10 protein-coding genes are annotated in these 11,906 nt (G+C 66.4%); 8 read left to right on the top strand and 2 right to left on the bottom strand.

Going from position 1 to position 11,906, the window contains the following annotated elements:
* Window positions 1–19: 19 nt before the first annotated feature.
* Entirely contained in the window at window positions 20–922 is a 903-nt protein-coding gene (locus J2W23_RS10760; protein WP_307648698.1) for a LysR family transcriptional regulator, read from the bottom strand.
* A 112-nt stretch (window positions 923–1,034) separates the two neighbouring features.
* Here J2W23_RS10760 and gcl point away from each other — a divergent pair, with 112 nt between their 5' ends.
* From gcl to J2W23_RS10745, 3 genes are read left to right on the top strand one after another with little or no spacing between them, the layout of a single operon-like run.
* Entirely contained in the window at window positions 1,035–2,828 is a 1,794-nt protein-coding gene (gcl, locus tag J2W23_RS10755; RefSeq protein WP_307648697.1) for a glyoxylate carboligase, read from the top strand.
* Window positions 2,829–2,848: 20 nt separating this feature from the next.
* Window positions 2,849–3,628 carry a hydroxypyruvate isomerase gene (gene hyi, locus J2W23_RS10750; RefSeq protein WP_307648696.1) on the top strand — a complete coding sequence of 260 codons (780 nt, stop codon included), beginning with the start codon at window positions 2,849–2,851 and terminating at the stop codon, window positions 3,626–3,628.
* A gap of 32 nt (window positions 3,629–3,660) precedes the next feature.
* Window positions 3,661–4,572 carry a 2-hydroxy-3-oxopropionate reductase gene (locus tag J2W23_RS10745; protein WP_307648695.1) on the top strand — a complete coding sequence of 304 codons (912 nt, stop codon included), beginning with the start codon at window positions 3,661–3,663 and terminating at the stop codon, window positions 4,570–4,572.
* Window positions 4,573–4,681: 109 nt separating this feature from the next.
* Here J2W23_RS10745 and J2W23_RS10740 read toward each other — a convergent pair whose 3' ends face one another.
* A complete protein-coding gene (locus J2W23_RS10740; protein ID WP_176659603.1) occupies window positions 4,682–6,022 on the bottom strand; it encodes an NAD(P)/FAD-dependent oxidoreductase in 1,341 nt (446 codons plus the stop codon).
* Window positions 6,023–6,259: 237 nt separating this feature from the next.
* Between J2W23_RS10740 and J2W23_RS10735 the strand changes: the two genes are divergently transcribed.
* The 5 genes from J2W23_RS10735 (at window position 6,260) to J2W23_RS10715 (ending at window position 11,902) form a co-directional block, all read left to right on the top strand.
* The gene (locus J2W23_RS10735) at window positions 6,260–8,563 is read left to right on the top strand and encodes an NADP-dependent malic enzyme (protein ID WP_307648694.1); all 2,304 of its coding nucleotides are present in this window, start codon (window positions 6,260–6,262) and stop codon (window positions 8,561–8,563) included.
* A gap of 182 nt (window positions 8,564–8,745) precedes the next feature.
* Window positions 8,746–9,780, top strand: a complete 1,035-nt coding sequence (locus J2W23_RS10730) for an ABC transporter substrate-binding protein (RefSeq protein WP_307648693.1) — start codon at window positions 8,746–8,748, stop codon at window positions 9,778–9,780.
* Entirely contained in the window at window positions 9,780–10,637 is an 858-nt protein-coding gene (locus tag J2W23_RS10725; RefSeq protein WP_307648692.1) for an ABC transporter ATP-binding protein, read from the top strand. Before J2W23_RS10730 ends, J2W23_RS10725 begins: the two co-directional genes overlap by 1 nt.
* 10 nt (window positions 10,638–10,647) lie before the next feature.
* Window positions 10,648–11,418: an ABC transporter permease gene (locus J2W23_RS10720; protein WP_176659599.1), complete on the top strand. Its 771-nt coding sequence runs from the start codon at window positions 10,648–10,650 to the stop codon at window positions 11,416–11,418.
* 7 nt (window positions 11,419–11,425) lie between these two features.
* Window positions 11,426–11,902, top strand: a complete 477-nt coding sequence (locus J2W23_RS10715) for a nucleoside deaminase (RefSeq protein WP_307648691.1) — start codon at window positions 11,426–11,428, stop codon at window positions 11,900–11,902.
* Window positions 11,903–11,906 lie beyond the last annotated feature (4 nt).

Below are 11,906 nucleotides of genomic sequence, written 5' to 3'. Positions count from 1 at the left end.
AGAGAAGAAGGAAAGAAGTTCAGGCCGCCCACCAGCCTTCGTCGAACCGCCCCTGCAGGAACGCCACGAAGCCCGACACCTTGCCCGGCACCAGCTTGGGCGAGGGAAAGACGGCGTGGATTTCCTGCTCGGGCAGCGCATGGTCGCCGAGCACCGCGACCACCTTGCCCGCCGCCATCGATTCGCTCGCCACGTAGCGCGGCATGAGCGCAATGCCCAGCCCGTCGCGCGCGGCCGCCAGCACGGCCGAGAGGTTGTTCGAGCGAAAGCGCCCCGAGACCGGCACCGTCACCGGTTCGCCCTTGGGCGTGTGCATGCGCCAGAACTCGTCGCCCACCACGCTGCTGTAGATGAGCGCCACGTGCGCGCCCAGGTCCTGCGCGCGCCTTGGCGTGCCGTGCTTCTTCAGGTAGCCCGGCGCCGCCACCATGACCCATGGGTTCGCGCCGAGGTAGCGCGCGCCCAGCGACGAATCGGCCAGCTTGCCCATGCGGATCGCCACGTCGATGCCCTGCGCGATGAGATCGACGTAGCGGTCCTCGAAGCTCAGGTCGAGCTGCACCTGCGGATGCCGGCGCATGTATTCGAGCGCCAGCGGCACCACCACGCGCCGCCCGAACGCCACCGAAGTGCCCACGCGCAGCAGGCCCTGCGCCTGGTTCTGCCGCAATTGCACGATGCTGTCGGCCTCCTCGGCATCGCGCACGATGGTCTTGCACTTCTCGTAGTAGAGCGCGCCCGGCTCGGTAAGGCTCACGCCCCGCGTGTTGCGGTTGAGCAGCCGAACCTTCAGCCGCGTTTCCGTTGCCGCGATCTGCTTGGTCACGGTGGGTTGCGTGGTGTTGAATTCGCGCGCTGCTTTCGAGAAGCTGCCGGTCTCGACCACGCGCACGAACATCTCCATTGCCAACAATCTGTCCATTGGCGCATCGTAGCCAGTTATTCCGCCACGGAATAGGTTTTATGGTCCCCAGCCGTCTTCTTCGAATGCCCCCCGCTTCCTACAGTGGACGTCACTTAACGGAGACAGTCCCATGGCAAAAATGAAAGCAGTACAAGCCGCTGTGCTTGTGATGGAAAAGGAAGGCGTGACGCAGGCCTTCGGCGTGCCCGGCGCGGCCATCAACCCGATGTATTCGGCGCTGCGCCAGCGCGGCAGCATCTCGCACATCCTCGCGCGCCACGTCGAGGGCGCCTCGCACATGGCAGAGGGCTACACGCGTGCGGTGGCCGGCAACATCGGCGTGTGCATCGGCACCTCGGGCCCGGCGGGCACCGACATGATCACGGGCCTGTACTCGGCCTGGGCCGATTCGATCCCGATCCTTTGCATCACCGGCCAGGCGCCGCGCGCGCGGCTCTACAAGGAAGATTTCCAGGCGGTGGACATCGAATCGATCTCCAAGCCCGTCACCAAGTGGTCGGTCACCGTGCGCGAGCCCGGCCAGGTGCCGCAGGTCTTTCAGCAGGCCTTCCACCTGATGCGCTCGGGCCGTCCGGGCCCCGTGCTCATCGATCTCCCCTTCGACGTGCAGATGGCCGAGATCGAGTTCGACATCGACAGCTACGAGCCACTCACCCCCTACAAGCCGGCCGCCACGCGCGCCCAGATCGAGAAGGCCATCGCCATGCTGCAGGCCGCCGAGCGCCCGCTGATCGTGGCCGGCGGCGGCGTCATCAACGCCGATGCGTCCGACCTGCTCGTGCGATTTGCCGAGGCCACCGGCGTGCCGGTGATCCCGACGCTGATGGGCTGGGGTTCGATCCCCGACGACCATCCGCTGATGGCCGGCATGTGCGGCCTGCAGACCAGCCACCGCTACGGCAACGCGACGATGCTCGCCTCGGACTTCGTGCTGGGCATCGGCAACCGCTGGGCCAACCGCCACACGGGCTCGGTCGATGTCTACACCAAGGGCCGCAAGTTCGTGCACGTGGACATCGAGCCCACGCAGATCGGCCGCGTGTTCACGCCCGACTTCGGCATCGTCTCGGACGCCAAGGCCGCGCTCACGCTCTTCGTCGAAGTGGCTGAAGAGATGAAGGCTGCCGGCAAGCTCGCCGACCGCCGCGAATGGGCCAAGTCGTGCATCGAGCGCAAGAAGACCATGCTGCGCAAGACCAACTTCGACGAAGTGCCGATGAAGCCGCAGCGCGTGTACCAGTGCATGAACAACAACTTCAGCAACGACACCTGCTACGTGAGCACCATCGGGCTCTCGCAGATCGCGGCAGCGCAGTTTTTGCACGTGTACAACCCGCGCCACTGGATCAACTGCGGCCAGGCCGGCCCGCTGGGCTGGACCATTCCCGCCGCGCTGGGCGTGCGCGCGGCCGACCCGTCGCGCAAGATCGTCGCGCTCTCAGGCGACTACGACTTCCAGTTCATGATCGAGGAACTGGCCGTGGGCGCGCAGTTCAAGCTGCCGTACATCCACATCGTGGTGAACAACTCGTACCTTGGCCTCATCCGCCAGGCGCAACGCGGCTTCGAGATGGACTACTGCGTGCAGCTCGCGTTCGACAACATCAACGCAGGGCCGGACGCCGGCATCGAGAGCAGCTACGGCGTCGATCACCTGAAGGTCGTCGAGGGCCTGGGCTGCAAGGCGATCCGCGTGAACAAGCAGGAAGAGATCGCACCGGCCATCCAGCGCGCCGAGGCGCTCATGGCCGAGTTCAGCGTGCCGGTCGTCATCGAGGTGATGCTGGAGCGCGTGACCAACATCGCGATGGGCACCGAGATCGACAACATCACCGAGTTCGAGCCGCTGGCCGAGCACCCCGCCGATGCGCCCACCGCGGTGGCGGCCGAGATGCTGGACTGAGCGAACAAGGAGACACGCACATGCCCAAGTTCGCAGCCAACCTCACGATGCTCTTCACCGAGCTGCCGTTCATGCAACGCTTCGAAGCCGCCGCCAAGGCGGGCTTCAAGGGAGTGGAATACCTCTTCCCCTACCCCTTCGAGAAAAAGGAACTCGCCGCGGCCCTGCGCGCCAACGGCTTGCAGCAGGTGCTGCACAACCTGCCGGCCGGCGACTGGGACAAGGGCGAGCGCGGCATCGCCTGCCACCCCGACCGCACCGGCGAATTCGCCGAAGGCATCGGCATGGCGATCGACTACGCGACCGCGCTCGGCTGCCCGCAGGTCAATTGCCTGATCGGCAAGGTGCCCGAAGGCGCCGACATCAACGTGGTCAACCGCACGGTGATCGACAACCTGCGCCTGGCCGCGCGGGAACTCGAGGCGGCCGGCATCCGCATGCTGATAGAGCCGATCAACACCTTCGACATTCCGGGGTTCTACCTGAACCGCACCGACAAGGCGCTCGCGCTGATCGAGGCGGTGGGTTCGTCCAATCTGAAGGTGCAGTACGACATCTATCACGCACAACGCATGGAAGGCGAGCTCGGCAACACGCTGACCAGGCACCTCGCGCAGATCGGCCACATCCAGCTGGCCGACAACCCCGGCCGCGGCGAGCCGGGCACGGGCGAGATCAACTACCCGTGGCTCTTCAAGCACATCGATGCGCTGGGCTACGACGGCTGGATCGGCTGCGAATACAAGCCGCGCAGCGACACGGTGAATGGCCTCGGCTGGCGCGAAGCGCTCACGCAATAAGAGACAACAACTTCAAATCGGAAACGACAGACATGACGACCACACCCCAGAAGATCGGATTCATCGGCCTCGGCATCATGGGCGCCCCCATGGCGGGCCACCTGCTCGATGCGGGCCACCAGCTCTTCGTGAACACGCAGGGCAACACGCCCGAGCCCTTCATCTCGAAGGCGAAGATCTGCGCCTCGGCGGCCGAAGTGGCGCGCCAGGCCGACATCATCTTCATCATGGTGCCGGACACGCCCGACGTGGAAAAGGTGCTTTTCGGCGAACCGGGCACGCACGGCGTGGCCGAAGGCCTGAAGGATTCGCGCGGCAAGATCGTGGTGGACTGCAGCTCCATCGATCCGATCGCCACCAAGGCCTTTGCCAAGCGCATCGTCGCGCTCGGTTGCGGCTACATCGACGCGCCGGTTTCGGGCGGCGAAGTCGGCGCCAAGGCCGCGAGCCTCACGATCATGTGCGGCGGCGACGAAGGCACCTTCGAGCGCGTGAAGCCGCTGCTCGACAAGATGGGCAAGAACGTCACGCTGGTGGGCGGCGTGGGCGACGGCCAGGTCTGCAAGGTGGCCAACCAGATCATCGTGGCGCTGAACATCGCGGCGGTGGGCGAAGCGCTGCTGTTCGCCTCGAAGGCGGGCGCCGATCCGGCCAAGGTGCGCCAGGCGCTGATGGGCGGCTTCGCGAGCTCGCGCATTCTCGAAGTGCACGGCGAGCGGATGATCAAGCGCACCTTCGCGCCGGGCTTCCGCATCGCGCTGCACCAGAAGGACCTGAACCTCGCGCTGCAGAGCGCGCGTTCGCTGGGCGTGGCGCTGCCGCAGACGGCGGGTGCGGCGCAACTGATGAACGCCTGCGCGGCGCTCGGTCACGGGCAGTCGGATCACTCGGCGCTGGTCAAGGCGCTCGAAGCGCTCGCCCAGCACACTGTCACGCCGGACTAGGCACGCACTCCCTCAGGCTTCGCGCACTTCGTGTCGCTTCTCCTTCCCCCTCGCCGGGGGCAACACCAGCGGCCCGGCAAAGCCGGTTCCGCGGTGTTTCCCGAAAGAATCAGGTTTTAGCCGCTTCCAGCGACTCTTTCAGGTTCCGCCGGCGCCATGCCCAGGTCTTGATGGCCTGCGGCAGGATGCCGATGCACGAGGCGTAGTACGTCACCTTGAAGCCCCAGAAGCGCGGGCCGATGGGCGTGTCGCGGAACAGGTCTCCGGCCAGGATGGACAACAACGCCTCCTGCATGCGCCAGATGTTGCGCGGCGCCATGAACAGGCGCCGGATCGCCGGTGAGGTGATGCGGTAGATGAACCACGAGAACATCTTCGGCCCGCGCTTCATGACCTTCTCGTAGTGGCGGAAGGCGCGCTCGGCCTCCTTCGCCTCGCCCTTGAGCCACAGGTCGGCCGCGGCCGCGGCCTCGAAGCCGCTGTTCATCGCCAGGTACACGCCCGAGGAGAACATCGGGTCGACGAAGGCATAGGCGTCGCCCACCATCATGAAGCGGTCGCCGCGACAGAACTTGGAGTCGTAGGCGTAGTTGCCGGTGGCGGTGGCGCCTTCCATCAGCGTGGCGTTTTTCAGGCGCGCGGCCAGCTTGGGCGCGAGCGCGATGGTTTCCATCAGGAACTCTTCGAGCGACGCACCCTGGCGGCGCTTGAAATACGCGGGCGAGGCCACGGCGCCGACGCTCACGGTGCCGTCCTTCAGCGGGATGTACCAGAACCAGCCGTGGTCGAACCAGAAGAGCGAGATGTTGCCTTCGAAGCGGCCCGGCCGGCGCTCGGCATTGGCGAAGTGGCCGTAGAGCGCCGCGCTCGCGTGCTTGCGGTTGCGCTGCTTGGCGTCGAACTGGCTCGACAGCAGCGTGTCGCGACCGCTGGCGTCGATCACGAAGCGCGGGCGCCAGCTGGTCTCGGTGCCGTCGTCGGCCTTGACCTTCACGAGCGGGCGGTTGTCGGGCGTGCCCTTGCCGGCGTCCATGTCGACGCCGGTGACGCGCTGGCCCTCGAAGGTGCGCGCGCCGCGCTTGCCGGCGTGGCGGAACAGCAACTCGTCGAACTCCGAGCGGCGCACGTGCACCGCGTACGGAAAGCTCTTGTCCATCGCCTGGCCGAAGTCGAAATGGCTCGAATGGTCGTGCCACGGCGAGACGAACTCGGCGCCGTGCTTCTTGATCCCGATGGCCTCGACCTCGGTGCGCACGCCCAGCCGGTCGAACAGCGGCATGTTCATGGGCAGCAGCGATTCGCCGATGTGAAAGCGCGGATGCTGCGCCTTCTCGATCAGCACCACGTCGTGGCCCTTGTCCGCCAGCAGCGCGGCCACGGTGGAGCCCGAAGGGCCGCCGCCGATGACCACGACATCGGGGTCGGTGGTGGTGAAAGGTCCGGGTGTCATGCGCTGCCCCTCCGTTGTCTTTGTGTCTGGTTGACGATGCCCGCCGCCCTCGCGGCAAGGCTCGGCCTTGTTATGGTTAACCTTGATTCACCATGGTTAACGGATTCGGAGTTTAGCGAACCGGCCGCCCCGGGTACGCGAAGGCTATGGGTTCAGGCGTTTTCGGCATTCCCCCAGCGGGAGAGGGCCGCGCTTTTGCGGTAGCCTCGTTGCCCGTCAGAAACAAGGAGACATTTCATGGCTGCACCCCTCTCCCCCGCAGAAGAAGCACTTCGCGAGGCAGCGCGCGAATACCACCGCTCGCCCGTCAAGGGCAAGATTTCGATCACCCCCACCAAGCCCCTGTTGAACCAGCGCGACCTGTCGCTGGCCTATTCGCCGGGCGTGGCCTATCCCTGTCTCGACATTGCGGCCGACCCGTCGCTGGCGGTCGAGTTCACCGCCCGCGGCAACCTCGTGGGCGTGGTCACCAACGGCACCGCGGTGCTGGGCCTGGGCAACATCGGCCCGCTGGCCGCCAAGCCGGTGATGGAAGGCAAGGGGTGCCTGTTCAAGAAATTCGCCGGCATCGACGTCTTCGACATCGAGCTGGCCGAGAACGACCCCGACAAGCTGGTCGAGATCATCGCGGCGCTGGAGCCGACGCTGGGCGGCATCAACCTGGAAGACATCAAGGCGCCCGAGTGCTTCTACATCGAGAAGAAGCTGCGCGAGCGCATGAACATCCCCGTGTTCCATGACGACCAGCACGGCACGGCCATCATCTCGGCCGCGGCGCTGATCAACGGCCTGGAGCTCGTGGGCAAGAAGATCGAGGACGTGAAGATCGCCGTCTCCGGCGCCGGCGCCGCCGCCATCGCGTGCCTGGACGTGATGGTCGGCCTGGGCGCCAAGCCCGCCAACATCTACGCCTGCGACTCCAAGGGCCTCATCTACATCGGCCGCGCGGGCGGCTTCGACGAATCGAAATCGCGCTACGCCCAGCAAGACACCGGCGCCCGCACCCTGGCCGACGTGGTGAAGGACGCCGATGTGTTCCTCGGCTGCTCGGCCCCCGGCGTGATGACGGCCGAGATGGTCAAGACCATGGGCACGCAGCCCATCATCCTGGCGCTGGCCAACCCCGAGCCCGAGATCCGGCCCGAGCTGGCCAAGGCCGTGCGGCCGGACTGCATCATCGCCACGGGCCGTTCGGACTACCCGAACCAGGTCAACAACGTGCTGTGCTTCCCGTACATCTTCCGCGGCGCGCTCGATTGCGGCGCCACCAAGATCACGGAAGAAATGAAGCTGGCCTGCGTGCGCGAGATCGCCGACCTCACCAAGGCCGACATCAGCGAGGAAGTGGCCACTGCATACGCGGGGCAGGAGCTCTCGTTCGGGCCCGACTACATCATTCCGAAGCCCTTCGATTCGCGCCTCATCCTGCGCATCGCGCCCGCCGTGGCCAAGGCGGCTGCGGCTTCGGGCGTGGCCACCCGCCCGATCGAGGACATGGAGGCCTACCGCCAGCACCTCACGCGCTTCGTCTACCAGACCGGCATGTTCATGCGCCCGGTGTTCACCGCCGCCAAGCTGGCCACCGCCAAGCGCGTGGCCTACGCCGAAGGCGAAGACGAGCGCGTGCTGCGCGCCGCGCAACTGGCCGTGGACGAAGGCCTGGCGCAGCCGATCCTGGTGGGCCGCCCCGCCGTGATCGAGGCGCGCATCAAGAAGGCGGGCCTGCACATCCGCGCAGGCACCGACTTCGAGATCGTCAACCCCGAGGACGACCCGCGTTTCCGGGTGTACTGGGAGGCCTTCCACAAGCTCATGGGCCGCCGCGGCGTGACGCCCGAGGCCGCCAAGACCATGGTGCGCCGCTCCAACACCACCATCGCCGCGCTGATGCTGCACCTGGGCGATGCCGACGCGATGATCTGCGGCCTGGTCGGGCGCTTCGACGTGCACCTGGAGCACATCCGAAACCTGATCGGCCTGAAGCGCGGCGCGCCGGGCTTCGCGACGCTGAACGCGCTCACGCTCGAGAAGCGCACGGTGTTCATCACCGACACCAACGTCAATGAAGACCCGAGCGCCGAGATGCTCGCGAGCATCGCGCTGATGGCCGCCGAGGAAGTGCGCCGCTTCGGCCTGCCGCCCAAGGTGGCCTTTCTCTCGCACTCGAACTACGGCACCTCGAGCCGCGGGTCGGCCCGCAAGATGCGCCTGGCGCGCGACCTGTTCGCGCAGATGGCGCCCGACATCGAGTGCGACGGTGAAATGCACGGCGACGCCGCGCTCTCGGAAGAAGTGCGCCGCACCGCGCTGCCCGAGACCACGCTCACCGGCGAAGCCAACCTCTTGGTGTGCCCGAACCTCGACTCGGCGCACATCCTCTACAACGTGCTGAAGATGACCGGCGCGAACGGCATCACGGTCGGCCCGATTCTCCTGGGCGGCGCGGGCTCGGCGCATGTGCTGACGCCTTCGTCGACCGTGCGGCGCGTGGTCAACATGACGGCGCTGGCTGTGGCGAATGCGACGACGGCGCTGAAGTAAGACAGGCCGCTTCCCCTTCGGAAACGCCCCGCTGTGGTGATGCAGCGGGGCGTTTTTTCGTGGTTTTGCACCGCAAGCGTTCCGCCGCGCACCGCCTTGGCCGGCGCGGAAGGGTTCGCACCAATCGCGTGCGGGCACCGTTTTTGCTTGAATGCCGAAGCATTCACCTTCACGGATTCCGCATGAACAAGCGCCATTTGCTCCAGACCTTCCTCGCCGCCTCGGCCTTCAGCTTCGGCCTCACGCCGGCCTTTGCCCAAGCCCCGACGCCGATCAAGTTCCAGCTCGACTGGCGCTTCGAGGGACCGGCGGCGCTGTTCCTTCACCCGGCCGCCAAGGGCTACTTCAAGGCCGCGGGCCTGGACGTGACCATCGACGCGGGCAACGGCTCGGGTGGCACGGTCACGCGCGTGGCGTCGGGTGCCTACGAAATGGGCTTCGCCGACCTCGCGGCGCTGATGGAATTCCACGCCAACAACCCCGACAGCCCGAACAAGCCGGTCGCGGTGATGATGGTCTACAACAACACGCCGGCCTCGGTCATGGCGCTCAAGAAGAGCGGCATCACCAAGCCGTCCGACCTCGCCGGCAAGAAGCTCGGCGCGCCGGTGTTCGACGCGGGCCGCCGCGCGTTCCCGATCTTCGCCAAGGCCAACAACATCGGCGCGGTCAACTGGACCGCCATGGACCCGACGCTGCGCGAGACCATGCTGATCCGCGGCGACATCGACGCGATCACCGGCTTCACCTTCACGTCGCTGCTGAACCTGGAGGCGCGTGGCGCCAAAGCGGCGGATGTGGTGATCCTCCCCTACCCCGACTACGGCGTGAAGCTCTACGGCAACGTGATCATTGCGTCGCCCAAGCTCATCAAGGAGAACCCGGCGGCGGTGAAGAAATTCCTCTCGGCCTTCGCCAAGGGCGCCAAGGAAGTCATCGCCAACCCGGCGATGGGCATCGAATCGGTGAAGGCGCGCGACGGCATCATCGACAGCAAGCTGGAAACCCGCCGCCTGCAACTGGCCATCGACACGGTGATCAACAGCGCCGATGCGCGCGCCGAGGGCTTTGGCGGCGTCAACGCGGGCCGCATGTCGCTGATGGCCTCGCAGGTGTCCGACGCCTTCAACACCAAGACCCGCGTGAGCCCCGATGCCGTGTGGACGGCCGCCCTGCTGCCGCCGGCAGCCGAACTCAGCGGAATCCTGCGCAAGTGATGGCAGGCGCACCGAGCGACACCGCCGCCCCCTTCGTCGACTTCCAGGACGTCTGGCTCGCCTACAACGAGGAACTCCTGCGCGAAAACCACTTCGCGGTCGAAGCAATCGACCTGAAGGTCAAGCGCGGCGAATTCATCGCGATCGTCGGGCCTTCGGGCTGCGGCAAGTCGACCTTCATGAAGCTCACCACCGGGCTCAAGATGCCGTCGATGGGCAAGATCCGCATCGACGGCGCACCCGTGACCGGGCCGCTCAAGATCTCGGGCATGGCCTTCCAGGCGCCCTCGTTGCTGCCGTGGCGCACCACGGTCGACAACGTGCTGCTGCCGCTGGAAATCGTCGAGCCCTACCGCTCGAACTTCAAGGCCAAGCGGAAGGAATACGTGGAGCGCGCGCGCAAGCTGCTGCAGAAGGTGGGCCTTGCGGGCTATGAAGACAAGTTTCCGTGGCAGCTCTCGGGTGGCATGCAGCAGCGCGCGAGCATCTGCCGCGCGCTCATCCACGAGCCCAAGATGCTGCTGCTCGACGAGCCCTTCGGCGCGCTCGATGCCTTCACGCGCGAGGAGCTGTGGTGCATCCTGCGCGACCTCTGGACCGAGCAGCAGTTCAACGTGATCCTGGTGACGCACGACCTGCGCGAATCGGTGTTCCTGGCCGACACGGTGTACGTGATGAGCAAGAGCCCGGGCCGCTTCGTGGTCAAGCGCGAGATCGAGCTGCCGCGTCCGCGCGAGCTCGAGCTCACCTACACGAAGGAGTTCACCGACATCGTGCTGGAGCTGCGCGGGCACATCGGCGCGATCCGAAACACAGGCATCGGCGCGGCGCAGACGGCTGCTGCTGTTTCCCACTGAACGGCGCGCCATGAAGAACACCAAGCAAATCGAACGCTGGTCGCCCTGGCTGCTGCTGGTCGCCGTCATCCTGCTGTGGCAGATCGTCTGCGCGGGCTTCGAAGTCTCGGACTTCATCTTCCCGAGCCCCTGGCGCATCTGGACGCAGTTCTGGGAGTTCAAGGAAATCATCGCGGGCCATGCCTGGCGCACCTTCTGGGTCACGATGGCGGGCTTCGGCCTCGCGATCGTGGTGGGGGTGCTGATGGGCTTCGTCATCGGCAGCTCGCGCATCGCGTATGCGGCGATCTATCCGCTCATGACGGCCTTCAACGCCCTGCCCAAGGCGGCCTTCGTGCCGATCCTGGTGGTGTGGTTCGGCATCGGCGCGGGGCCGGCGATCCTCACGGCCTTTTTGATCAGCTTCTTTCCGATCATGGTGAACATCGCGACCGGCCTCGCCACGCTCGAGCCCGAGCTCGAAGACGTGCTGCGCGTGCTCGGCGCCAAGCGCTGGGACGTGCTCATGAAGATCGGCCTGCCGCGCTCCATGCCCTACTTCTTCGGCTCGCTGAAGGTGGCGATCACGCTGGCCTTCGTCGGCACCACGGTGAGCGAGATGACGGCCGCCAACGAAGGCATCGGCTACCTGCTGATCTCCGCCGGCTCGGCCATGCAGATGGGCCTGGCCTTCGCGGGCCTGATGGTGGTGGGTGCGATGGCGATGTTGATGTACGAGCTTTTCAGCGTGATCGAGAAGCACACGACCGGCTGGGCTCATCGCGGCTCGCAGAACCAATAGTGCGCGCATGACCCACGACCAGATCATTCGCGCGCTGCGGCGCGCCGACGAAGTGGCCCGCCGCGCGATGGCGATGGGCCGCCACCCCTTCGGTGCGGTGCTCGTCGCACCCGATGGCGAGACCATCCTCGCCGAGCAGGGCAACATCGACACGGTCAATCACGCCGAGGCGACGCTCGCGCGCCACGCCGCGCAGAACTGGCCGGCCGACTACCTGTGGCAATGCACGCTGGTCACCACCTTCGAGCCCTGCGCGATGTGCGCGGGCACGAGCTACTGGGCCCACATCGGCCGCGTGGTCTACGGCGCGGAGGAGTCGGCACTGCTCGCGCTCACGGGCAGCCACCCCGAGAACCCGACGCTGAGCCTGCCCTGCCGCGAGGTGTTCGCGCGCGGGCAGAAAAACATCGAGGTGATCGGGCCGGTGCCCGAGGTGGCGGAGGAAATGATCGCCACGCACCGCGGGTTCTGGGAGACCCGCTAGCTCG

The sequence above is a fragment of the Variovorax boronicumulans genome, assembly GCF_030812215.1.
In the GTDB taxonomy this organism is placed as follows: Bacteria; Pseudomonadota; Gammaproteobacteria; order Burkholderiales; family Burkholderiaceae_C; genus Variovorax; species Variovorax boronicumulans_C.
This window is presented reverse-complemented; position numbering and strand designations above follow the sequence as displayed.